This window comes from Microbispora sp. H10670, from assembly GCF_014161385.1.
GTDB classification, from domain to species: domain Bacteria; phylum Actinomycetota; class Actinomycetes; order Streptosporangiales; family Streptosporangiaceae; genus Microbispora; species Microbispora triticiradicis.
Window position 1 is genome coordinate 26,634 of record NZ_JABBWW010000030.1, and the last position, 21,934, is coordinate 48,567.

Annotated in this window: 22 protein-coding genes; 10 read left to right on the top strand and 12 right to left on the bottom strand. The window is 72.1% G+C overall.

The window, feature by feature from the left end; translation table 11 throughout:
• Positions 1–218: 218 nt before the first annotated feature.
• From HHX33_RS29835 to HHX33_RS29865, 7 genes are all read right to left on the bottom strand, one after another.
• A complete protein-coding gene (locus tag HHX33_RS29835) occupies positions 219–1,772 on the bottom strand; it encodes an FGGY-family carbohydrate kinase (protein ID WP_182877503.1) in 1,554 nt (517 codons plus the stop codon).
• Positions 1,769–3,460 carry a glycerol-3-phosphate dehydrogenase/oxidase gene (locus tag HHX33_RS29840; protein WP_182877504.1) on the bottom strand — a complete coding sequence of 564 codons (1,692 nt, stop codon included), beginning with the start codon at positions 3,458–3,460 and terminating at the stop codon, positions 1,769–1,771. The genes HHX33_RS29835 and HHX33_RS29840 overlap by 4 nt, the downstream gene beginning before the upstream one ends.
• 70 nt (positions 3,461–3,530) lie before the next feature.
• A complete protein-coding gene (gene lsrF / locus HHX33_RS29845) occupies positions 3,531–4,415 on the bottom strand; it encodes a 3-hydroxy-5-phosphonooxypentane-2,4-dione thiolase (protein ID WP_182877505.1) in 885 nt (294 codons plus the stop codon).
• Positions 4,408–5,454 (bottom strand): ABC transporter permease, encoded by a 1,047-nt coding sequence (locus HHX33_RS29850; protein WP_138463249.1) that lies wholly within the window; start codon positions 5,452–5,454, stop codon positions 4,408–4,410. Before HHX33_RS29850 ends, lsrF begins: the two co-directional genes overlap by 8 nt.
• On the bottom strand, positions 5,451–6,410 hold the full coding sequence (locus HHX33_RS29855; RefSeq protein WP_182877506.1) for an ABC transporter permease: 960 nt from the start codon (positions 6,408–6,410) through the stop codon (positions 5,451–5,453). Before HHX33_RS29855 ends, HHX33_RS29850 begins: the two co-directional genes overlap by 4 nt.
• Positions 6,410–7,918, bottom strand: a complete 1,509-nt coding sequence (locus HHX33_RS29860; protein ID WP_182877507.1) for a sugar ABC transporter ATP-binding protein — start codon at positions 7,916–7,918, stop codon at positions 6,410–6,412. Before HHX33_RS29860 ends, HHX33_RS29855 begins: the two co-directional genes overlap by 1 nt.
• 42 nt (positions 7,919–7,960) lie before the next feature.
• The gene (locus tag HHX33_RS29865) at positions 7,961–9,079 is read right to left on the bottom strand and encodes an ABC transporter substrate-binding protein (RefSeq protein WP_259403011.1); all 1,119 of its coding nucleotides are present in this window, start codon (positions 9,077–9,079) and stop codon (positions 7,961–7,963) included.
• A gap of 246 nt (positions 9,080–9,325) precedes the next feature.
• Here HHX33_RS29865 and HHX33_RS29870 point away from each other — a divergent pair, with 246 nt between their 5' ends.
• Entirely contained in the window at positions 9,326–10,069 is a 744-nt protein-coding gene (locus tag HHX33_RS29870; RefSeq protein WP_182877509.1) for a GntR family transcriptional regulator, read from the top strand.
• Between the two features lie 97 nt (positions 10,070–10,166).
• Here the strand turns inward: HHX33_RS29870 and HHX33_RS29875 are convergent, their stop codons facing one another.
• A complete protein-coding gene (locus tag HHX33_RS29875) occupies positions 10,167–10,616 on the bottom strand; it encodes a carboxymuconolactone decarboxylase family protein (protein ID WP_182877510.1) in 450 nt (149 codons plus the stop codon).
• Between the two features lie 83 nt (positions 10,617–10,699).
• Between HHX33_RS29875 and HHX33_RS29880 the strand changes: the two genes are divergently transcribed.
• The gene (locus HHX33_RS29880; RefSeq protein WP_259403012.1) at positions 10,700–11,320 is read left to right on the top strand and encodes a sigma-70 family RNA polymerase sigma factor; all 621 of its coding nucleotides are present in this window, start codon (positions 10,700–10,702) and stop codon (positions 11,318–11,320) included.
• Positions 11,321–11,341: 21 nt separating this feature from the next.
• Here the strand turns inward: HHX33_RS29880 and HHX33_RS36715 are convergent, their stop codons facing one another.
• Positions 11,342–11,911, bottom strand: a complete 570-nt coding sequence (locus HHX33_RS36715) for a PucR family transcriptional regulator (protein WP_259403013.1) — start codon at positions 11,909–11,911, stop codon at positions 11,342–11,344.
• The gene (locus tag HHX33_RS36720) at positions 11,878–12,861 is read right to left on the bottom strand and encodes a PucR family transcriptional regulator ligand-binding domain-containing protein (RefSeq protein WP_310741586.1); all 984 of its coding nucleotides are present in this window, start codon (positions 12,859–12,861) and stop codon (positions 11,878–11,880) included. The genes HHX33_RS36715 and HHX33_RS36720 overlap by 34 nt, the downstream gene beginning before the upstream one ends.
• 92 nt (positions 12,862–12,953) lie before the next feature.
• Here HHX33_RS36720 and HHX33_RS36725 point away from each other — a divergent pair, with 92 nt between their 5' ends.
• The gene (locus tag HHX33_RS36725; RefSeq protein ID WP_259403014.1) at positions 12,954–13,076 is read left to right on the top strand and encodes a hypothetical protein; all 123 of its coding nucleotides are present in this window, start codon (positions 12,954–12,956) and stop codon (positions 13,074–13,076) included.
• 15 nt (positions 13,077–13,091) lie between these two features.
• Entirely contained in the window at positions 13,092–13,745 is a 654-nt protein-coding gene (locus tag HHX33_RS29890) for a cyclase family protein (RefSeq protein ID WP_182877511.1), read from the top strand.
• On the opposite strand, the gene HHX33_RS29895 is transcribed toward HHX33_RS29890, so the two are convergent.
• Complete coding sequence (locus tag HHX33_RS29895) at positions 13,742–14,233, bottom strand: Lrp/AsnC family transcriptional regulator (RefSeq protein ID WP_111701955.1); 492 nt, start codon at positions 14,231–14,233, stop codon at positions 13,742–13,744. The genes HHX33_RS29890 and HHX33_RS29895 overlap by 4 nt on opposite strands.
• Before the next feature lie 223 nt (positions 14,234–14,456).
• Here HHX33_RS29895 and HHX33_RS29900 point away from each other — a divergent pair, with 223 nt between their 5' ends.
• The 6 genes from HHX33_RS29900 to HHX33_RS29925 are packed head-to-tail and all read left to right on the top strand — an operon-like array spanning position 14,457 to position 21,438.
• Positions 14,457–15,890, top strand: a complete 1,434-nt coding sequence (locus tag HHX33_RS29900; protein WP_310741587.1) for a gamma-aminobutyraldehyde dehydrogenase — start codon at positions 14,457–14,459, stop codon at positions 15,888–15,890.
• 52 nt (positions 15,891–15,942) lie between these two features.
• A complete protein-coding gene (locus HHX33_RS29905; RefSeq protein WP_182877512.1) occupies positions 15,943–17,088 on the top strand; it encodes an ABC transporter ATP-binding protein in 1,146 nt (381 codons plus the stop codon).
• Between the two features lie 31 nt (positions 17,089–17,119).
• Positions 17,120–18,379: a polyamine ABC transporter substrate-binding protein gene (locus tag HHX33_RS29910; RefSeq protein WP_182877513.1), complete on the top strand. Its 1,260-nt coding sequence runs from the start codon at positions 17,120–17,122 to the stop codon at positions 18,377–18,379.
• Complete coding sequence (locus tag HHX33_RS29915) at positions 18,376–19,239, top strand: ABC transporter permease (protein WP_111701947.1); 864 nt, start codon at positions 18,376–18,378, stop codon at positions 19,237–19,239. The genes HHX33_RS29910 and HHX33_RS29915 overlap by 4 nt, the downstream gene beginning before the upstream one ends.
• Entirely contained in the window at positions 19,236–20,027 is a 792-nt protein-coding gene (locus tag HHX33_RS29920) for an ABC transporter permease (RefSeq protein ID WP_111701945.1), read from the top strand. The genes HHX33_RS29915 and HHX33_RS29920 overlap by 4 nt, the downstream gene beginning before the upstream one ends.
• 16 nt (positions 20,028–20,043) lie before the next feature.
• The gene (locus HHX33_RS29925) at positions 20,044–21,438 is read left to right on the top strand and encodes an NAD(P)/FAD-dependent oxidoreductase (protein ID WP_182877540.1); all 1,395 of its coding nucleotides are present in this window, start codon (positions 20,044–20,046) and stop codon (positions 21,436–21,438) included.
• 13 nt (positions 21,439–21,451) lie between these two features.
• Here HHX33_RS29925 and HHX33_RS29930 read toward each other — a convergent pair whose 3' ends face one another.
• Positions 21,452–21,856: a VOC family protein gene (locus HHX33_RS29930; protein ID WP_182877514.1), complete on the bottom strand. Its 405-nt coding sequence runs from the start codon at positions 21,854–21,856 to the stop codon at positions 21,452–21,454.
• Positions 21,857–21,934: the final 78 nt, after the last annotated feature.

Here is a 21,934-nt window from a genome sequence, read left to right on the forward strand (position 1 = left end):
GGGCGGCCGGTGAGACACCCGCCGCCCGCGCACCCGCCCCCGCACCCGCCGTCTCCGGGCGGCCGTCAGCGTGACGCCCACGGCGTTCGCGACCCCGCACGGCCGCGACACCGGGCTTCACGCGTCCGCCGGACGTCACGCGCGACGTCCGGCCTCCACGCGCCCGCGACGCGGGTGCCACGCGACGACGGATCCACGCCGGAGGTGGCGGGCGGGGCTCAGCCCGCGGAGGCCGCGGGAGCGGGTTCGAACCCCGCCGTACGGTACCGCTCGATCTCCACCCATGCGGCCGACATCCCGGTGAGGCACCGGTCGAACACCTCCGCCTGCCGGACGTACGCCTCCCGGGCGGGACCGGGACGCACGCACAGGTCGTCGGTGTCGCTGACCGACCACGGCACGTCGCTGTGGCCGAGCGCGGCGGGCAGCAGCGAGGCGACCCCCCGCGCGCCCAGCTCGCTGGTGAGCTGCCGCCGGACGGGACGGCCGAGCACGTCGGCGAACACCTGCGCCCAGACCTCCGACCGCGCGCCGCCGCCGGCCAGCCGCCAGGGCCGGTCGCCGACGTCGGCCCCGCTGGCCAGGACCCGGTCGAGCTGGACCCGGTGATACTGGGCGACGCCCTCGATGACCGCGCGGGTGAGGTGACCGCGGCGGTGGACGGCGGAGACGCCGAGGAACGTCCCGGAGGCCGCCGGATGCTCGGGGGCGCCGTTGACGAAGGGCAGGAACAGCAGACCGCCGGCGCCCGGCTCGACCGTCGCCGCCTCCTCCAGCAGTTCCGCCGCGGGGACGCCGCCGCCCGTCTGCCGGTGCGGGGCCGAGGCCGAGCTCAGCCAGTCGAGGTTGGCGGCCGACGTGGGCGCGACCTCCATGGCGAGCATCGTGCCCGAGTCCGGCATCAGCGCGCTGAGCGTGACCTCGGGCGCGGGCGTCGCCGCGGGGACGACGACCCCGTTGATGGCCCACGTCCCCACGATGATCGTGACGTCCCCCGGTGCCCGGCCGCCCGCGCCGAGCGTCGCGGCCACGCAGTCCATGCAGCCCGCGATGACCGGCAGCCCCTCGGGCAGCCCGGTCAGCTCCGCGACCCGCGCGCTCAGCCCGGCGACGACCTGCCCCGACTGCCGCAGCGGCGGGAAGCGGTCGAGGTCCGCGGCCGGCAGCCCCACGAGTTCGAGTGCCGTCGGGGTGTAGGCGCGGGTGTCCAGCGCGACCATCCCGAACGCGCTCGCGTCGCTGTAGTCGGCGCTGGGCACGCCGGTGAGCCGCGAGGTCACCCAGTCCTTGCACGACAGCGCCCACCGGGTCCTCGCGTACGCCTCCGGCTCGGCGTCGTGCATCCAGCGCAGCAGCACGGCGGGCTGGGCGGCCCACGGGATGGAGCCGGTCTCGGCGGCGAGGCGGCGGGCCGCCTCCGGCTCGATCGCGTCCACGATGTGCTGGGCGCGGCTGTCGGACGACGCGATGGCGGGCCCGACCGGCCGCAGCGACTCGTCGACGGGGTAGAGCCCGTTGCCGTGGGCCGCGACGCCGATCCCGGCCGGCACGTACCCGTCGGCCGCGAGCTTGCCCGCGAGGTCGCCGAGCAGCGAGACGACGGTCTCGGCGAGGCCGGCCATGTCCACGTCGTGGCGGTGGGCCGTCACGCTGGTGCGCGGCGTGCGGGCGTGCACCACCCCCACCTCGCGGCCCTCCGCGTCGAACGCCGCCGCCTTCGACGCGGTCAGGCCCACGTCGACCCCGATGTAACACGTGGCCTGGTTCGTCATGCCGTCCTCCCGCTGCCCCTGCTCCCGCCCACGCCCCCGCCAGTGCTTCCGCCCGTGCCCGCCGCCTCGGCCAGGGCACGGGGACGGTGACGCCGCAACTCCCTCTCGTACGCGGCCACCTCGGAGCGGGCCCGTCCCTCGTCCCAGCCGAGGTGGCGTACGGCGACGTCCGCGCAGGTCGCGGCGCTGTTCAGGCCCATGTCGCCGTTGAGCCCGACAAGGATACGCCGCAGCATGACGTCGGCCAGCGTCACCGCCCCCTCCTCGCGCACGGCCATGACGATCTCGGCGGCGAGCGCCCCGGTCTCCTTGTCGACCACCTCGGCGAGCGAGGGGTCCCCGGCGGCGATCTCCAGCACCCTGCGGGCGCGCACGCCGTAGAGCTGCAGCAGGCGGCGGGAGGACGCCCGGTCGAGCGGGGAGTCGCGGAGGAAGTCGCGGACGAACTCCGGCCAGGCCGAGGTCTCCGCGCCGGGCAGGGGCCGTTCCCGGGTGACGCACGGGCGGGGGCGGCGGCCGAGCACGCGCAGCGCCGCGTCGGTGACGTCCTCCGCCAGCGCCCGGTGGGTGGTGAGCTTGCCGCCGATGACGGTCAGCAGCCCCCGGTACGCCGGCCCGTGGTCGAGCACCGTGTGCCCACGGCTGATCTTCGCGTTGTCCGACACCCCGCTCGTGTACGGCAGGGGCCGGATCCCGGCGACGCTCCACAGCACGTCGGAGGGGGTCAGCCCGGCGCCGGGGAAGATCCGGTTGGTCTCCGCGAGCAGATACTCGATCTCGGCGTCGCTCGCGACGACCTCGTCCAGGTCGCCCTCGTACGTCAGGTCGGTGCTGCCGAGCACGTAGCGGCCCTGCCAGGGGAAGACGAAGATCGGCCTGCCGTCGGCCGCCGCCTCGAAGAAGATGCAGGTGTCGGGGGCGCCGGGGAACGGGTCGAGCACGACGTGGCTGCCCTTGGTGCCGCCGTTCAGGCGGCGGCTCTCGATCTGGCCGTCGAGGATCCGGTCGATCCACGGCCCGGCGGCGTTGACGGTGACGGCGGCCCGTATCTCGCCGCGCGCCCCCGTCCGCACGTCCTCGGTGCGCAGGCCCGCGACGCGGTCGCCCTCGACGACGAGTCCGGTGACGGAGGTGTAGGTCAGCACCCGCGCGCCGAGGCGGCGCGCGTCGAGGAACAGCTCGACGCAGAGCCGCTCCGCCCAGGGCACCTGCGCGTCGTGGAAGAGCGCGGCCCCGCGCAGGCCGTCGCGGGAGAGCGTGGGCCATCTGCGGGCCACGGTGCGGACCGGGACGGTCCGGCTCAGGCCGCGTCCCCGGCACAGAGCCAGCAGGTCGAACGCCAGCAGGCCGAGGCGGATCAGCGTGCCGGGCCGGGTGTTCCCCTTGTAGAAGGGGATCAGCATCGGGTAGTCGCGGACGAGGTGCGGAGCGGTGCGGAACAGCAGGTTCCGCTCCCGGATGGATTCGTGCACGAGCGCGAAGTCGTAGCGCTCCAGGTACTTGAGGCCGCCGTGGATGAGCCGGCTGGACGTGCTCGACGTGCCCGAGCCCACGTCGGCGCGGTCGACGACGACGACGCGCAGGCCGCGGGCCGCGGCGTCCCGGGCGATGGCGAGCCCGTTGATACCGGCTCCGATGACGGCGAGATCGACGACGTCGTTCTCGCCGGAGGGGACATGGTGCGACATGGGAGGCTCCCGGGGGAATGACGGGCGCGGGTCCGCGGGCGGCGCTCGCCGGACCCGCGCCCTTGGGGGTTCAGATCGCGGCGCCGGCCGTCTTCTCCTGGAAGATCTCGTACGCCTCCTCGGGCTTGAGCCCGTCGTGCACGACCCCGCGGACGGCGGCGAGCATCCCGGCGGGGTTCTCGCTCTGGAAGATGTTGCGGCCCATGTCGACGCCCGCGGCGCCCTCCTGGATCGACCGGTAGGCCATCGTCAGGGCGTCCAGCTCCGGCAGCTTCTTGCCGCCGGCCACGATGATCGGGACCGGGCAGCTCGCGGTGACGGTCTCGAAGCCCTCCTCCACGTAGTACGTCTTGACGATGTGGGCGCCCATCTCCGCGCTGATCCGGGTGGCCAGGCGGAAGTAGCGCGCGTCGCGGACCATGTCCTTGCCGACGGCGGTGACGCCGAGCACGGCCACGCCGTGCCGCTGACCGGCGTCGACCAGCGCGGCCAGGTTGGCCACCGACCGCGACTCGTGCTCGCCGCCGATGAACACCTGGATGGCCACGGCCGCGGCGTTGAGGCGCAGCGCGTCCTCCATGTCGAGCGCGATGTGCTCGTCGGACAGCTCGCGCAGGATGCTCGGGCCGCCGCTGGCGCGCAGCACGATTCCCGCGCCGGTGGTCGCGGGGATGCTGGTGCGCAGCGCGCCGCGGGTCATCATGATCGCGTCGGCGTCCGGCGTGAGCGGGGCGATCCGGGTGTCGAGGCGCTCCAGACCGGCCATCGGTCCCACGAAGTAGCCGTGGTCGAAGGCGAGCATGACCGTGCGCCCGGTGTCCGGCCGGAAGATGCGCGACAGGCGGTTGCGCAGGCCCCAGTCCTGCCCGTGCGCGCCCTTCACGTGGAAGCCGCCCGCCGCGGGCCCGGACGTCCCGAAGTCGCGGGCGTCGAGCAGGCCGTCGGTGTCAGCCATCAGTGTCGTCTCCTGTGATAGTGGTGGTGGTTGTGGCGGCCGCGGGTCGCGGCCGCCGTCTGAACAGGGAGGCCAGGCCTCCGCTACGGTCGCCTCCGCCTGCGAGGAACAGGACGAAGAGCACCAGGCCGCCCTTGAGCAGGTTCTGCGCCGCGGTGCTCCAGCCGACGAGGTTGACCAGGCCGTCGAGGAGGATGAAGAACAGGGCCGCGCCCCACACGCCCACCGGGACCGCCCGGCCGCCGGAGATCAGCGTGCCGCCGATGACCACGACGGCCACGGAGTCGAGCAGGTAGCGGGTGCCGAGATCGGCCGAGGGCGCGATGTAGGCGGCGAGCAGCGCGCCGGTCAGCCCGGCCAGCGCCCCGCTCAGCAGGTACGTCGTGGCGATGACCCGGGCCACCGGGACGCCGGCCCGTTCGGCGGCGCGGCGGTTCTGCCCCACCGCGACCAGCGACCGCCCGTAGACCGTACGGCGCAGCAGGGCGGCGACGAGCACGGTCAGCACCGCGATCGCCAGCGCGAGGACCGGTACGCCCGCCGGACGGAGGTTGAGCGCCGCGCGGAGACCGGCGTCGGGCACGGCGGTGAAGCCGTTGGCCGTCGACAGCGTGATCGACGAGGCGACGAGCCCCGCGGCCAGCGTGGCGATGATCGGGGGGACGGACAGGCCGAGGATGGCCACGGTGCTGACCGCCGCGACGAGGACGCCCACGCCGATGCCCGCGAGGATGCCCACGGCCGCCGAGCCGGTCGCGGAGGCCGCCGCCACCGAGACGAACCCGGCGAGCGAGATGATCGAAGAGACCGACACGTCGATGTTGCCCGGGCCCGCGGTGACGACCAGCATCTGCCCGAGCCCGACGATGACGAGGTAGGGCGCGAGGGACAGGGCCAGGGAGACCGTCTGCCCGCCGCCCTGGCCCGAGATGACCAGGATCACCAGCCACACGAGCGCGGCGGCGGCGAAGCCCCAGACCCAGGGGGCGCCGTTCCGGGGGCCGCTCCAGGAGCGCGGCCCGGCCACGCGGATGTTCATCGCAGCACCTTCCCCACGACGACGCGGCCGGCGAGCACGGCCAGGACGATCACTCCCTGTACGGCCGACTGCATGTCGGACCGCACGTCGAGCAGGCTGAGAACCACGCTGACCAGGCCAAGCGTGACCCCGCCGACGGCCGCGCCCCACGGCACCGCGGTGCCGCCGGCGAAGGAGCCGCCGCCGAGGATCACCGCGGCCACCGTCATGAGCGTGTAGCTGGAGGCCGACGACACGTCCCCGCCGCCCGTCTGGGAGGCCAGGACGAGGCCGGACAGCACGCCGAGCACGCCCGCCGCGGCGTAGGCGACGACGCGGGAGGTCACCGGGCGCAGCCCGGCCCGCCGCAGCGCGACCGGATTGCTGCCGAGACCGCGCATCCGCACCCCGAGGGCGCTGCGCGCGGAGAGCAGGTAGACCAGCAGGGCGACGACCACGATCGGCAGCAGCGGCGCGGGGAAGCCGGCGGGCTGCCACGCGCCGAAGGACGCCAGCCACTCCGGGGTCGTGCCGCCGGGCGTGGGCAGCAGGAACAGGCCGAGGCCGAGCCAGACGAACGACGCGCCGAGGGTCGCGATCAGCGCCGGCACCTGCCGCAGGTGGATGAGGAGGCCGAGGACGGCGTACGCCGCGACCAGCCCGGCCAGCACGAGGACGCCGGTCAGGGGCGACGACACCAGCAGCGTGGCGGAGACCACGGTGACCAGGCCGACGAAGTTGCCGATCCCGAGGTCGATGTCGCCGACGGCCATCAGCGTCATCTGGGCCTGCGCGGCGATCACCAGCGGCACGGTCGCGGACAGGACCAGGGTGAGGCCCTCCACGGTCAGCACGCCCGGCTGGAGGGACGAGCAGACGCCGATCATCACGATCAGGGCCACGGCGCTGACCGCGGCGGGTGCGGAGCGGCGCATCCGCGCCCGGCCCGGCAGGGCGGGGGCGAGAAGCTGGGCCATCAGTCGTCTTCTCCCTTCTCGGCGAAGGAGACGCCGATGATGCGTTCCTCGGAGATCTCCTCGCCGGTGAGTTCGGCCACCACCCGGCCGGCGCGGAAGACGTAGACCCGGTCGCAGTGGGCCATCTCGGCGTTCTCGCTGGAGTACCAGACGACGCTGCGGCCCTTCGCCGCCTCCTGCCGGATCAGGCCGTACAGATCGGTCTTGGTGTGCACGTCCACGCCCCGGAACGGGTCGTCGAGCAGCACGAGCCCGGCGGGAGAGGCGAACGCGCGGGCGACGATGACCTTCTGCTGGTTGCCGCCGCTCAGCTCGGTGATCCCGGCCTCCGCGCCGCCCCTGATCGACAGGCGCTTCACCCAGTCGGCGACGACGGCGCGTTCCTCCGCCGGGCGGCGCAGCCCGCGCCGGGCGATCCCGCGCAGCGCGGTCACGATCAGGTTGTCGCCCACGCTCCACAGGGGCAGCACCCCCGAGCGCTGCCGGTCGCCGGGCACGTAGGCCCGGCTCACACCGACGGTGGTGTCGCGCCGGACGGGCCGCCACAGGCGTTCGAGCACCTCCTGCTGGCCCTGACCGGCCAGCCCGGCGAGACCCACGACCTCGCCCCTGCCGACCCGCAGGGTGACCTCCCGCAGGCCGGGGCCGGTGGCCCCGAGCAGTTCGGCCACCGTCTCGCGGGCGGCGGTCCCGGCGGCGGCCGGCGCGCCGAACGTCGGCGGAGCGGCGACGTGCGCGCCCATCAGCCCGAGGACGTCCGGTTCGCTCAGGCCGGAGGCGGGCCGCTCGGCGGTGACCGCGCCGTCGCGCAGGACGGCGACGCGGTCGGCCACCGAGAGGACCTCCCGGATGCGGTGCGAGATGAGCAGCACGGCCGTCCCGGCCTCGGTCAGCCGCCGCACGTAGGCGTACAGCGAGCGGGCGGCGTCCGGGCCGAGCGACTCGGTGGGCTCGTCGAGGATCAGCAGGTCGAGCCGGTCCACCAGGCAGGCGCGGGCGATCTCCACCATCTGGCGGCGGGCGAGCGACAGGTCCTCCACCCGGTCGCGCGGGGAGACGCCGTGACCGGGGAACATCTCGTCGAGGCGGCGGCGCACCGCGTCGCTCGCGGCCCGCCGCCACCGCAGGCGGGGCAGGCAGTGCCGCGAGGACACCCACATGTTCTCCGCCACGGTGAGATCGGGGCACAGCGACGTCTCCTGGTAGGCCATCCGCACCGTGCGGAAGTCTCCGGCGGACGCCTTCGCACCGTGGACGAGGACCGTGCCGGCGTCGCAGGGCTCCAGCCCGGCGAGGACCCGCATGAGGGTGCTCTTGCCGGCGCCGTTGTGGCCGACCAGCCCGAGCACCTCACCCGCGCGGACCTCCAGGTCCACGCCCGCCAGCGCCCGGGTGCGCCCGTACGTCTTGGTCACGCCCCTGGCGGTGACGACGGGCGGCCGGCCGGCCGGTCCGGTGTCCGTGTCCGGCGGCGCGGTGCCGCCGGCCGGGAGATTGTCGACGTGCATGCCCGGTCTCCTCCGTCTCCTGCCGTCGGTGTGTGGAGCGGGTCAGCCCTGCGCCGACGGGATCGGCGGCTGCACCGGCTTGCCACCGGTCTTGACGGCCTCGACCTGCTGCCGGAACAGGTCGCGGGTCCACGGCCAGGCGGCGTACTCGTCGGGCTTGAGCACCGAGGCCCAGGCGTCGCGGTCCTTCTGCTCGATCAGGACGATCGGGAAGGTCATCTGCTTGGGCACGTCCTTGCCGTCGAGCAGGTCGAGCGCCTCCCAGAGGGCCGCGACCGACTGGCCGGGGTCGGACATGACGGCGACCGAGCCGTTGTCGATCTTGTTGTCCCGCCAGTAGCTCAGCGCGCGGCCGTTGGTCTCGAAGTCCACCGCGGGCACGGTCTTGCCGGCCGTGGCGAACGCCTGGGCGACGCCGTAGCCGTCGCCGCAGCCGATGACGCCGTCGACCTTCGGCACGCTGGACAGCACGCCGAGCACCGCCTTCTGCGCGGTGGCGCCGTCGCACATGCCGGTCACCGTCGCCACGGTCTTCACCCCGGGGTAGTCCTCGAGGATCTTCTTGGTGGTGTCGAGCATCTCGGCCTCGGGCTGGGACCCGACGACGCCGCGGCTCACTATGACCGAGCCCTTGCCGCCGATGCCCTCCAGGAGCGGCTTCGCGGCGTACGTCGCCCAGTCGACGAAGCTGTTCTGCAGGACGTGTGCGCAGGGCGCGTCGATGGCCGAGTCGAAGACCACGACCTTGACGCCCGAATTGCAGGCCTGCTGGATGACGGGCTGCAGCGCGGTCGGCGAGGCCGGGTCGATGAGCAGGGCGTCGGGCTTCTGCAGCAGCAGGCTCTTGATCTGGGCGACCTGCTCGGTCGCGGAGTTGTCGCCCGGCGCGTTGACGACCTTGTACTTGCCGATCAGCCCGTCGCTCTTGGCCTGCTGGGCGGCGGCCTCGAACTTGGCGATCATCGTCTGCCGCCAGCCGTTGCCGATGAAGCCGTTGCTCAGCGCGATGAAGGGCTTGCCGCCGCCGTTGCCGCCGCTCGCGGCCCCGTCCGCGGCGGCGGTGTCACCGGAGCCACCGGAGCCGCAGCCCGCGGCCAGGACGGCGAGAGCGGAGATCGCCGCGGCCGAGGCGGTGCGCCAGGGCCGGCGTGTGGGACGCATGTGCATGGTGTCTCCAGTCAGAGCGGGTTCGCGAGGGGGATCGGCTGGGACACGTCGGCCCGGTGCCGACTTGTCATTACAGGCCTGTAGTGACAAGCAAACTAAGACGGCGTTTCGGGCATGTCAAGAGGCTGTTTCCGGACGCACTACTAGGAGAGTCATGGATAATCTTGATGACGGCTTCGACCACTTGTAGTGACAGGTGTTGGTCGGGCATGCTGCTGCGGTGCCGCCAAGGAGGTTCCCGTGACCCTGACCTATCCGCCCCTGGACCGCGACGGGGCGGAACCGCTGTGGATGCAGCTCATGCGGGCGTTGCGCGCGGAGATCGAGAGCGGCGAGCGCGGCCCCGACCGGCCGCTGCCGTCGGAGGCCGAGCTGAGCGACCTGTTCGGCGTCTCCCGCACTGTGGTCAGGGAGGCGCTGCGCGAGCTGGTCCAGCAGCGCCTGATCTACAAGGTGAAGGGCAAGGGGGCCTTCGTCGCCCCCCGCAAGACCGAGCTGAGGTTCGTCGGGTCGATGTCCGGATCCGCCGACGACCTGCGGGAGTCGGGCCGCCGGGTGACCACCCAGACCATCCGCCAGGCGCTCGGCGAGGCAGACGAGCGGGAGGCCGCGCTGCTGCGGATCCCACAGGGGGAACAGGTCGTACGGCTGCGCAGGCTCCGCCGCGTCGACGGCCAGCCGTGGCTGCTCGTCGAGACGGCCCTGCCCGCCCGGCTCGTCCCCGGCCTGGAGCGGGTCGTCCTGGAGAACCAGTCGCTCTACGACACGCTGCGCCGCCGGTACGGCATCGAGCCCGCGGCGGCCGACCGCTGGATCGAGGCGGTCTTCCCCGACCGGGAGGACGCGGCGCTCCTGGAGGTGTCCACCTCGACACCGCTCCTCGGCATCGAGTCGGTCGCGTGGCTGGAGGACAACACCAGGTTCGAGGCCTACCACGCCCTCCACCGCAGCGACCAGACCCGCTTCTACGTCGGCATCCGCTGACCACGCCGTCGTCCGTGCCTCCCGGCGTCCCGGGCGGTGGGGCGTCATCCCTCGCTTCGGATGCCGCGGCCTCCGGACGGACGACGCCCCGCCCGGCTCACCAGCTCTTGCCGGCCTGCTCCCGGACCGTACGGTTGATCCGGTTGAAGAAGTTGGTCAGCGCGATCTCCAGATTGATCGCGGACAGCTGCGCCTCGTCGAAGTGCGCGGCGGCGGCGTCCCAGATCTCGTCGGTCACACCCGGCGCGCCGTCCTGGATCCGGGTGGCGGCCTCGGTCAGCGCGAGCGCGGCTCGCTCCGCCTCGGTGAAGAAGGGCGTCTCGCGCCACGCGACCACGTTGTGCAGCCGCTCGTCGGTCTCCCCGTGCTTCCTGGCCGCCGCGACCCCGGCGAAGACGCACGGGCTGCAGCCGTTGATCTGGCTGGCCCGCAGGTGGACCAGGTCGAGCACGCGCGGTTCGACGCCGCTGGCGTGAATCGCCTTGTAGAGGTGCTGGATCGCCGTCGTCACGTCGGCATTCGCCCGGCTCTTCATGCGTGCTTCCATCGGTGTCGCCCCTTCATCGGTTACCCGCGCCCGTCCGGGCGCGTCATCACCCATGACGTGGCGGATTCGAGGAAGGTAACAACATGTCCGACACCAGCCCGGCCGACCCGGTGGGCGAGGCGTTCGAGGCCCAGCGCGACCGGCTGCGCGCGGTCGCCTACCGCATGCTCGGCTCGCGGGCCGACGCCGAGGACGTGGTCCAGGAGGCCTGGCTGCGGCTCTCCCGCCAGGGCGCCGAGAGCATCGACAACCTCGCCGGCTGGCTGACCACGGTGGTCGGCCGGATCAGCCTGGATGTCCTCCGGTCGCGCCGGGCCCGCCCCGAGGCGTCCTACGACGACCGGCTGGCCGAACTCGTGGTGACGGCCGACGACAGGCCCGCGCCGGAGGAGGACGTGGCGCTCGCCGACTCGGTCGGGGTCGCGCTCCTGGTCGTCCTGGAGTCGCTCCGGCCGAGCGAGCGGCTGGCGTTCGTCCTGCACGACCTGTTCGCGGTGCCGTTCGACGAGATCGGCCGCATTCTCGGCAGGTCCGCTGACGCCGCCAAGATGCTCGCCAGCCGCGCCCGCGGGAAGGTGCGGGCGAACCCTCAGGAGCCCGGACGGCCGAGGGCCGCCGGACGGGAACAGCGCGAGGTGGTCCAGGCCTTCCTGGCGGCGGCCCACCGCGGCGACTTCGAAGGGCTGCTGCGCGTGCTCACGTGAAGACCGAAGTCCGTACCGGCCCTAGAGACCGCCGAGCTGGGAGGCGGCGCGGATGGCGAGCCACACCTCGGCGAAGTCGCCGGTCGCCGACAGGTCGCGGCCGGTCAGTGCGCCGAACCGGCGCAGCCGGTACGCCAGCGTGTTGGGGTGGACGTGCAGGGCCCGCGCGGCGTCGTCGACGCGGCGGTCGCGTTCCATCCAGGTCCGCACCGACGCGACCAGGTCCGATCCGTGCGCGGTGTCGTACCGCAGGGCGTCGCCGAGCACGTGCTCGACCAGGGCGGCCAGCACGCCCACGTCGTCCGGCAGCCACCGGCCCGTGGTGTCCTCGCCGTACGTCACCAGCGGCCGGCCGGACTCGGCGGCGCGGGAGGCCGCCCACAGCGCCTCGCGCTGGGCGACCCGCAGCGACGACCCGGGCGGGAGCGGGCGGCTGACGCCCGCCGCGGTCCCCGGGATCTCCCGCAACGCCGCCCCCGCCTCTCCGGCGCCCGCCCCGCCGTCCTCCCCACGCGGTGCGGCGCCCCCCGCGTCGCCGGTGATCACGGAGGCCGGCGTCAGCACGTACAGGTCGCGGTGCCGGCGGAGCATGAGGTGGGGTGCTCGCCGAGGGCGCCCACGACGGCGTCGTCCTCGGCGTCGCGCGCCACGAGCAGCACGACCTCGACGTCCGGGAGGAGGCCCATGAGGGCGAGCCTGCGCCGGGCGGTCTCCGGGTCGAGCACGTCCTGCAGCAGTTCGGCCAGTGTCTCCGCGCCCTGCCGCCGCAGCGTCTCGCGACGGCTGCGCACCATCGCGAGCCGCAGCGCGGCGACGGTCGCGATGTGCTGCACCACGGCCAGCCCGGCCGGGCGGGCGCCCTGCCGCTCGAAGGCCACCAGCCATCCCGCCGGGCCGCCGGGCGCGGGGACCGGGAGCGCGAAACCGCCGGGGATGGTCGGCGGCGCGTCCGCCGAGGCGGGCAGCCGTACGCCGGGAGGGGGCGCGGGCACGCCGGGCAGCAGCGGCCGCCCCTGCGGTGTGCTCAGGTGGATGGCGTACCCCGACAGCCGTTCGAGCCGCTGGAACAGCCCGGCCGTGTCCAGCCCTTCCGAGGCGAGCCAGCGCAGCGCGCCGAACACCTGGAGCTGGGCTCCCAGCCGCTGCCGGGCGTCCTCCTGCACGGCCGCCGCGACCTCCTGCGCGATCGCGATGAACGGCACGGCCAGCGGCACCTCCAGCACCGGGAACCCCCGCTCCTCGGCGGCGTCGAGGAAGGCCCGGCGCAGCGGCGGGACGTGCAGGCCCGCGCTGAGCGCGAGCGCGGCCACCCCCGCGTCGTCCAGCCGTTCCAGGTACGCGCGCTGCGCGGCGGCGGCGCGCGGCACGCCGATGCCGGTCGTCATGATGACCTCGGCCCCGAGCAGCCAGGGGGTCGGGTCGCCGAGCTCGCTCACGTGCGCCCAGGAGACCGACCTGCCGAGGCCACGCTCACCGGCCACGACCCTCAGTTGCAGCGCGGGGGAGCGCAGCAGGTCCTCCACCGTGGTGTGCGTGTCCACATCGTGGAGCCTATTTCTGGTGATAGACCCAATTGTCCTTATTCGGAGGGGTGGGGCACACTCAAGCGGTCTCCCTTGACCTGGAGGAACGCATGACCGGCCGTCCCACCCTGATCGACGCCCCGGCGGGACCGCCGCGACCGCCGGACGGACCTCTACCGACGCTCGACGTGGCCTACGATCTGATCGGCCTGCTCGCGCCGGGCACGGCCTGACGCCGGGGAGAAGCGATGATCGTCGACCTGTCGGTGCCCGTCGAGAGCGGCATGCCCGTCTACCCCGGCGATCCGGAGGTGGAGATCGCGCCCGCTCTCACGGTGGCGGAGGAGGGCGTGAACGTGCTCCGCCTGCACCTCGGGTCGCAGTCGGGCACTCACGTGGACGCGCCGTGCCACATCGACGACGCGCTGCCCACGCTCGGCGACCTGCCGCTGGAGCGGTTCCTCGGCCCGGCGGCGGTCCTCGACGCCCGGGGCCTGCCGCCGCGGGCGCCGATCACCCCCGCGATGCTCGGCCCGGTCTCCGGGCGGCTCGGGCCGGGGACCGTCCTGCTGGTCGCCACCGGCTGGGACGCCCACTGGGGCACACCCGGCTACCTGGCCCACCCGTACCTGGAGGCGGAGACCGCCCGCCTGATCGTCGCCGCGGGCGTGCGGACCGTCGGCGTCGACGCCCTCAGCGTCGACCCGACTCCCGCTCCCGCCGACCTGCCCGCGCACCGCGTGCTGTGCGGCGCGCACGCCGTCATCGCGGAGAACCTGCGCAACCTCGGCCCGCTCCTGGAGGCTCAGGCCGCCGGTCGTCCGATCGAGGTCTCCCTGCTGCCGCTGCGCCTCCACGCGGCCGACGGGTCTCCCGTGCGCGCCGTCGCGGTCACGCGCTAGCGCGTGCCCCAGGAGTAGGTCTGCTTGTGCAGCTTGAGGTAGACGAACGTCTCGGTGGCGCGGACGCTGGAGATGGCCCGGATCTTGCCGAGGATCTCCAGCAGGTGGGTGTCGCCCTCGCAGACCACCTCGACCATGATGTCCACCGAGCCGGCCGTGAGCACGACGTAGTCGATCTCGGGGATCTGCGACAGTTCGTCGGCGACCTGCTCCAGGTCGCCCTCGCACTTGATGCCGATCATCGCCTGGCGCGGGAAGCCCAGGGTCAGCGGGTCGGTCACGGCGACGATCTGCATGACGCCGAGATCCAGCAGGCGCTGCACCCGCTGGCGCACCGCCGCCTCGGACAGGCCCACGGCCTTGCCGATCGCGGCGTACGGCTTGCGCCCGTCCGTCTGAAGCTGCTCGATGATCTGCTTGGAGATCTCGTCGAGCACCACCGGCCCGCCCTTCGCGGCAGCCGCGCGGGATCTAGGCGGAGTCGTCATCCTCGGGGGGTGTCCTCTCTTGGAGAGCGCGTCGGTCCTACCGACCTCGTGTTACGGCATCGTTTTTGCCATGTTGCGATCGTGGTCTGACATGGTGTCAGCTCAGTCGCTTCCGTCAAGCGATTCCGTAGCAATTTGGTATCTTAGCCACGAAATCCCTTGTCGTAGGCTCTTTCCTCTGTCAGAGTCGCGACATCCTAGCTACCTCAACAGGAGGTCAACGGTGACCACCCGTCTCCAGAACTTCGTGAACGGGAAGTTCGTCGACGCCGCGAGCGGCCGTTTCTCCGACGTCGTAGACCCTACGACGGGAGAGGTCTACGCCCAGGCACCGGTGTCGGCCCAGGAGGACGTCGACGCCGCGTACGTCGCCGCGACGGCCGCCTTCGAGACGTGGGGCCAGACGACGCCGGGTGAGCGCGCGGCGCTGCTGCTGAAGGTCGCCGACGCGATCGAGGCCCGGGCCGACGAGATCAACGAGGCCGAGTGCCGCAACACCGGCAAGCCCCGGGCGCGCATGGCCGAGGACGAGACCCCGGTCGCCGCCGACCACTTCCGCTTCTTCGCGGGCGCGGCCCGCACCCTGGAGGGCCCGACCTCCGGCGAGTTCATGGCCGACCACACCTCCGTCATCCGGCACGAGCCGATCGGCGTCATCGGCCAGGTCACGCCGTGGAACTACCCGATGATGATGGCCGTGTGGAAGATCGCCCCCGCGCTCGCGGCCGGCAACACGGTCGTGCTCAAGCCGTCCGACACCACCCCGGCCTCCACGCTGAAGCTGGCCGAGATCCTGGGCGACGTCCTGCCGGCCGGCGTCTTCAACGTCGTCACCGGCGACCGGGAGACCGGCGCGCTGGTGGTCGGTCACCCGGCCGCGAGCATGGTCGCGATCACCGGCTCGGTGGGCGCGGGCATGGCGGTCGCGAAGACCGCCGCCGACGACGTCAAGCGGGTCCACCTGGAGCTGGGCGGCAAGGCCCCCGTCGTTGTCTTCGACGACGTGAAGGACATCAGGGCCGTCGCCGAGGGGATCGCCGGGGCCGCCCTCTACAACGCCGGCCAGGACTGCACCGCGGCCTGCCGGGTGCTGGTGCACGAGAGCATCCACGACGAGTTCGCCGCGGCGCTGACCGAGGCCGCCGCCGCCACCAAGCTGGGCGGGCTCGACGAGGAGGACGCCTACTTCGGCCCGCTGAACAACGCCAACCAGCTCGCCCGGGTCGAGTCGTTCTTCGAGCGGCTGCCCGAGCACGCGAAGGTCCTCACCGGCGGCGCCCGCGTCGGCGACAAGGGCTACTTCTTCGCCCCCACGGTGGTCGACGGGCTGCGGCAGGACGACGAGATGGTGCAGGACGAGATCTTCGGCCCCGTCATCACCGTCCAGACGTTCACCGACGAGGCCGACGCGCTGGCCAAGGCGAACGGCGTCCGCTACGGCCTGTCGGGCTCGGTCTGGACCTCCGACCACGGGCGCGCGATGCGGATGTCCAAGCGCCTCGACTTCGGCGTGGTCTGGGTCAACACCCACATCCCGTTCGTGTCCGAGATGCCGCACGGCGGCTTCAAGCACTCGGGCTACGGCAAGGATCTGTCCGTCTTCGGGCTGCACGACTACACCCGCGTCAAGCACGTGATGCACTACATCGGCGAATAGGTTCCCCCGGCGCGAGCCGTACGACCTATCGATAAAGAGGGATAAGCCTGGAATGACAGATATCCAGGCGGGCCCGGGGGCGGCGGTCGCCGCCCCCGGATCAGTCAGCGTGCCCGCCATCGAACTCGACAACGTGGTCAAGGAGTACACCTCGCACGGCGAGGTCGTACGGGCGGTCAAGGGCGTGAGCCTCGCGATCGCGGAAGGGGAGTTCTTCTCCCTCCTCGGGCCCTCCGGCTGCGGCAAGACCACCAGTATGCGAATGATCGCCGGGTTCGAGGACCCCACGCAGGGGGTCGTCAGGCTCCACGGGGAGGACGTCACGCACGTCCCGCCGAACAAGCGTGACATCAACATGGTGTTCCAGTCGTACGCCTTGTTCCCGCACATGAACGTCTGGGACAACGTCGCGTTCGGGCTCAGGCGCAAGAAGGTCCCCGACGCGGAGATCACGCGCCGCGTCGGCGAGATCCTGGAGGTCGTGGACCTCACCGGCCGTGAGAAGCGCCGTCCCAAGGAGATGTCCGGCGGCCAGCAGCAGCGGGTCGCGCTCGCCCGCGCGCTGGTCAACCGGCCCCGCGCGCTGCTGCTCGACGAGCCGCTCGGCGCGCTCGACCTCAAGCTCCGCCAGGCCATGCAGATCGAGCTCAAGCGCATCCAGCGCGAGGTCGGCATCACGTTCGTCTACGTGACGCACGACCAGAGCGAGGCGCTGACGATGAGCGACCGCATCGCGGTCATGAACGACGGCCTGGTGGAGCAGCTCGCCGAACCCCGCGAGATCTACGAGCGGCCCGCCAGCAAGTTCGTCGCCGGCTTCATCGGCACCTCCAACCTGTTCAGCGGCACAGTGCAGCAGGTGAGCGGCGACACGGCCGTGCTCGCCCTCGGCCCGAGCGACCGGATCCTCATCCCCGCGGACGGCGCGCTGTCCGCCGGGCAGGCGGTCGATCTCACCGTCCGCCCCGAGAAGATCAAACTCGCCAAGGAGCAGCCGGAGGGCGACCTGAGCGTCGTCCGGGGGACCGTGGCCGAGGTCGTCTACCTCGGGACGTACAACAGCTACGTCGTGGTGCTCGGCGACGGGGCCGAGATCACGGTGTTCGAGCAGAACGCGAACGACAGCACGATCACCGCCGAGCGCGGCGACGAGGTATGGCTCTCCTGGCAGCCCTGGCATTCCTACGCGCTGAGGTAAAACCCCGAACTCCCCGGAGCACACGAACCCCATGAACCATCCTCACAGGCAGGACCCCGCCTTCCTCCGCGGCACGACCCAGCGCCGGCTCGGCAGGCGCGACGCCTTCCGGCTCGCGGGACTGTCGGCCGCCGGGCTCGCCCTCGCCGCCTGCGGCGTGCAGGGCAAGGGCACGGCCAAGCCGACCTCCTCCGCGCAGGCCCAGTCCGAGGTGGAGAAGTACTGGTCGGGCAAGACCGGGAACGGCCACGTGGACTTCGCCAACTGGCCGCTCTACATGGACCCCAAGCAGCCCGAGCTCAAGCAGTTCACCAAGCAGACCGGGATCACGGTGACCTACAAGGAGGTCATCCAGGACAACCCGAGCTGGTTCGCCAAGATCCAGCCGCAGCTCGCGGCCGGGCAGTCGATCGACTACGACCTGATGGTCGTCACCAACGGCCTGCACTTCACCCAGCTCGTGCAGCTCGGCTACCTCGTCCCGCTCGACCACTCCAAGCTGCCGAACTTCGCGGCCAACGCCGGCGACCGGTACAAGAACGAGTCGTTCGACCCCGGCAACGTCTACAGCATCCCGTGGGCGTCCGGCATGACCGGCATCGCGTACAACCCGAAGTACGTCGACACACCGCCGACCAGCATGGCCGACCTGTGGAACCCCAAGTACAAGGGCAAGGTCGGCATGATGTCCGACTCCCAGGAGATCGCCAACTTCGGCCTGTTCGCGCTCGGCATCGACCCCGACAAGTCGACCGAGGCCGACTGGGAGAAGGCCGCGGCCAAGCTCCGGGAGCAGCGCGACGCCGGCATCGTGCGCAAGTACTACGACCAGGCGTACATCGACCCGCTGGCCAAGGGCGACATCTGGCTCACCATGGCGTGGTCGGGCGACGTCTTCCAGAAGAACGTCTCCGACGGCACGGACCTGAAGTTCGTGCTCCCCAAGGAGGGCGCGACCATCTGGACCGACAACATGATGATCCCGAAGACCGCGACGAACCCGGTCGACGCGATCACGCTGATGGACTTCTTCTACGACGTGAACGTCGCCGGGCGGCTGGCGGAGTACATCAACTACGTCACCCCGGTCCCGGCCGCCAAGGACGTCATCGCCGCCGACGCCGCGAAGGCCACCGGGGAGGACAAGAAGCTCCTCGACGCGGTGGCGGGCAGCGAGCTGGTGTTCCCGACCGAGGACGACTACGCCAGGCTGCGCAGCTACAAGAACTTCGCGACGCCGCAGGAGCAGAAGAAGTTCGAGTCCATCTTCCAGGCGATCACGACGGCATGAGCAGGCTCAGGGCTTCGCTGACGCCGTACGCGCTGCTCTTCCCGGGCACGCTCTGGCTGGCGATCTTCTTCGTCATCCCGACGGTGGTCATGCTGTCGCTGTCGCTGCAGTCCGGCGACGTGGTCAACGGCTACGCGTTCACGTTCAACTGGCACAGCTACGTGGACGGGATCAGCACCTACCACGACCAGATCATCCGGTCCCTGGTGTACGGCCTGGCCTCGACCCTGATCCAGATCGTCATCGGGTTCCCCGTGGCGTACTGGATCGCCTTCAAGGGGGGTAGCCGCAAGTCGGTCTACCTGTTCATGCTGCTGCTGCCGTTCCTCGTGTCGTTCGTGCTGCGCACCATCTCCTGGCAGTTCTTCCTGTCCGACAACGGCCTGCTGCTCGGGCCGCTGAAGTCGGCCGGGCTGGTGCCGCAGGACTTCCACATCCTGGCCACGAGCGCGGCGGTGATCGGCGGCCTGGCGTACAACTTCCTGCCGTTCATGATCCTGCCGATGTACGTCGCGCTGGAGCGGATCGACCCGCGCGTCCTGGAGGCCGCGCAGGACCTGTACGCCAGCAAGGCGCAGACCTTCCTGCGGGTGGTGCTGCCGCTGTCGCTGCCGGGGGTCTTCGCCGGGGTGCTGATGACGTTCGTCCCGGCCACGTCCGACTACGTCAACGCGTCCGTGCTCGGCGGCACCAGCAACACGATGGTCGGCAACGTCATCCAGAACCAGTTCCTGATCAACCAGGACTACCCGACCGCCTCGGCGCTGTCGTTCACGCTGATGGCCCTGCTGCTGGTGGGCATCTTCGCGTACGCGAGGGCGCTCGGCACCGAGGACGTGCTGGAGGTGGCGGCGCGATGAAGCGTGGCCTGCTGCGGGGCCGCCTCCTGCAGATCTACACCTGGCTCGTGATCGCGTGGCTGGTGCTGCCGATCGCCGTCATGATCCTCTTCGGCTTCAACGACACCCACGGCCGGTTCAACACGAGCTGGCAGGGCTTCACGCTCAAGTGGTACGGCAAGCTGTTCGAGATCGGCGACCTCACCCAGGCCCTGGTGAACTCGCTCGTCATCGCCGTGCTGACGATGCTGGTCGCCGGGGTGCTCGGGTCGCTGATCGGGCTGGCGCTCGGCCGCTACCGCTTCCGCGGGGCAGGGGCGATGAACCTGGTCATGTTCGCGGCGATCTCCTGCGCCGAGATCGTGATGGGCGCGTCGCTGCTGTCGCTGTTCGTCACGCTCGCCGTGCCGCTCGGGTTCTGGACGATCGTGATCTCGCACGTCATGTTCTCCATCTCGTTCGTGGCCGTGACCGTGCGGGCCAGGGTGATGACGCTGGACGCCTCCCTGGAGGAGGCGGCGCGCGACCTCGGCGCGGGGCCGTGGACGACGTTCCGCCTGGTCACCCTTCCGATGATCTTCCCGGGTGTGCTGGCGGGCTCGATGCTGGCGTTCGCGCTGTCGATCGACGACTTCGTCATCACCAACTTCAACTCCGGCGGCACGGTGACGTTCCCGCTGTGGATCTGGGGCGCCACCCGGGTCGGCATCCCGCCGCAGGTGAACGTCATGGGCACGCTGATCTTCGCGGCCGGTGTGCTGATCGCCCTCGGCAACGCCCTCCTGGCCCGCCGCCGCGCCAACGCTTAAGAAGGAAGTGGAATTCGTGGTTCCGTCGAAGGCGCTCGCCGACGCGGAGCGCAGGCCGTACTGGCTGGACCGGCCGCTCGCACCCGAGCCGCTGCCGCCGCTGACCGGAGACGTCACGGCGGACCTCGCGGTGGTCGGCGGCGGCTTCACCGGGCTGTGGACCGCCCTGATGGCCAAGGAGCGCGACCCCTCGCTCGACGTGGTCCTCCTGGAGGGCCGCGCGGTCGGGTGGGCCGCCTCCGGCCGCAACGGCGGGTTCTGCGCGGCGAGCCTGACGCACGGGCTCGGCAACGGCCGGGACCGCTGGCCGGCGGAGATCGCGACGCTGGAACGGCTCGGCCGGGAGAACCTCGACGAGATCGAGCGGACGCTCTCCCGCCACGGCGTCGACTGCTCCTTCGAGCGGACCGGCGAGCTGCGCGTCGCCACCGAGGAGTGGCAGCTCCCCGGGCTCGACGAGGACGTCAGCGCGGCGGCCTCGCTCGGCGGGCGGCTGGAGCGGCTCGACCGGGAGCGCGTGCGAGCCGAGATCGACTCCCCGACCTACCTCGGCGGGGTGTGGGACCGGGACGGCGTCGCCATGGTCGACCCGGCACGCCTCGCCTGGGGACTGCGCGACGTCTGCGTCCGGCTCGGCGTGCGCGTCTTCGAGCACACGCCGGTGCGCTCGCTGCACGAGGACGGCCCGGCGCTGGAGCTGGGGACGCCGAAGGGCCGGGTCAGGGCCGGGCGGGTGGCGCTCGGCACCGGCGCCTTCCCGCCGCTGCTGCGCCGGCTCCGGCACTTCCTGGTGCCGGTGTACGACTACGCGCTGATGACCGAGCCCGTGTCGGACGACCTGCTGGCGGAGATCGGCTGGCGGAACCGCCAGGGCGTCGGCGACTCGGCCAACCGGTTCCACTACTACCGCCTGACCGACGACAACCGCATCCTGTGGGGCGGCTACGACGCCGTCTACCACAACGGCGGGCTGGTCAGGCCGGAGTACGACCAGCGCGACGCCACCTTCGAGAAGCTCGCCACCCACTTCTTCGAGACGTTCCCGCAGCTCCACGGCCTGCGCTTCACCCACCGGTGGGGCGGGGTCATCGACACCTGCAGCCGGTTCAGCGCCTTCTTCGGCACGGCGTACGGCTCCCGTCTCGCCTACGCCGCCGGATACACCGGTCTCGGCGTGGGGGCGACCCGCTTCGGCGCCAACGTCATGCTCGACCTGCTCCAGGGGCGTCTCACCGAGCGGACCGAGCTGGAGATGGTGCGGCACAAGCCGATGCCCTTCCCGCCCGAGCCGGTGCGGTCCGGCGTCATCCAGCTCACCCGCTGGGCCATCGCCCGCGCCGACGAGCACGAGGGCCGCCGCAACGCCTGGCTGCGCACCCTCGACGCCTTCGGCGTGGGCTTCGACTCCTGACGCGGCGTCCGCGTCACCGGCCGCGGACCTCCAGGAAGTGCCGGTTGTACATGACGCCGAGGACGTTGCCGAAGGGATCGACCACGGAGGCGGTGACGAATCCCGGGCCGCGCTCCACGGGCTTCTCGTACGTCGTGGCGCCGAGGGCGAGCAGCCGGTCGACGGCGGCCTCGACGTCGTCCAAGTGCCAGTAGACGACCGCGCCCGCGGGCTCGTCCGGCCGGGGGCGGGGGGCGAAGCGGCTGTCGACGACGCCGAGCTCGTCCTCGTGGTCGCCGATCCGGAACTCGGCGTAGGCGAGCGTCCCCTCGACGGAGCGCGTGAAGTACGGCTCCACTCCGAGCAGTCCGGCGTACCAGCGGGCGGCGGCGGTGACGTCGTCGGCGTAGAAGCTGACGGTGCTGAGGCCTCGCAACATCGGGTTTCCCTTCTCGACGGGTGATGTCGTCAATCCTCCGGCCTGAAGTGCTCACCTTCTGAGCACTTTTCCGGGCAG

Coding starts and splice junctions, on each gene's coding strand:
- HHX33_RS29835 (WP_182877503.1), bottom strand. CDS start 1,772: ATGACGAACCAGGCCACGTGTTACATCGGGGTCGACGTGGGCCTGACC.
- HHX33_RS29840 (WP_182877504.1), bottom strand. CDS start 3,460: ATGTCGCACCATGTCCCCTCCGGCGAGAACGACGTCGTCGATCTCGCC.
- lsrF (WP_182877505.1), bottom strand. CDS start 4,415: ATGGCTGACACCGACGGCCTGCTCGACGCCCGCGACTTCGGGACGTCC.
- HHX33_RS29850 (WP_138463249.1), bottom strand. CDS start 5,454: ATGAACATCCGCGTGGCCGGGCCGCGCTCCTGGAGCGGCCCCCGGAAC.
- HHX33_RS29855 (WP_182877506.1), bottom strand. CDS start 6,410: ATGGCCCAGCTTCTCGCCCCCGCCCTGCCGGGCCGGGCGCGGATGCGC.
- HHX33_RS29860 (WP_182877507.1), bottom strand. CDS start 7,918: ATGCACGTCGACAATCTCCCGGCCGGCGGCACCGCGCCGCCGGACACG.
- HHX33_RS29865 (WP_259403011.1), bottom strand. CDS start 9,079: ATGCGTCCCACACGCCGGCCCTGGCGCACCGCCTCGGCCGCGGCGATC.
- HHX33_RS29875 (WP_182877510.1), bottom strand. CDS start 10,616: ATGGAAGCACGCATGAAGAGCCGGGCGAATGCCGACGTGACGACGGCG.
- HHX33_RS29880 (WP_259403012.1), top strand. CDS start 10,700: ATGTCCGACACCAGCCCGGCCGACCCGGTGGGCGAGGCGTTCGAGGCC.
- HHX33_RS36715 (WP_259403013.1), bottom strand. CDS start 11,911: ATGCTCCGCCGGCACCGCGACCTGTACGTGCTGACGCCGGCCTCCGTG.
- HHX33_RS36725 (WP_259403014.1), top strand. CDS start 12,954: ATGACCGGCCGTCCCACCCTGATCGACGCCCCGGCGGGACCGCCGCGA.
- HHX33_RS29890 (WP_182877511.1), top strand. CDS start 13,092: ATGATCGTCGACCTGTCGGTGCCCGTCGAGAGCGGCATGCCCGTCTAC.
- HHX33_RS29895 (WP_111701955.1), bottom strand. CDS start 14,233: ATGACGACTCCGCCTAGATCCCGCGCGGCTGCCGCGAAGGGCGGGCCG.
- HHX33_RS29905 (WP_182877512.1), top strand. CDS start 15,943: ATGACAGATATCCAGGCGGGCCCGGGGGCGGCGGTCGCCGCCCCCGGA.
- HHX33_RS29910 (WP_182877513.1), top strand. CDS start 17,120: ATGAACCATCCTCACAGGCAGGACCCCGCCTTCCTCCGCGGCACGACC.
- HHX33_RS29915 (WP_111701947.1), top strand. CDS start 18,376: ATGAGCAGGCTCAGGGCTTCGCTGACGCCGTACGCGCTGCTCTTCCCG.
- HHX33_RS29920 (WP_111701945.1), top strand. CDS start 19,236: ATGAAGCGTGGCCTGCTGCGGGGCCGCCTCCTGCAGATCTACACCTGG.
- HHX33_RS29930 (WP_182877514.1), bottom strand. CDS start 21,856: ATGTTGCGAGGCCTCAGCACCGTCAGCTTCTACGCCGACGACGTCACC.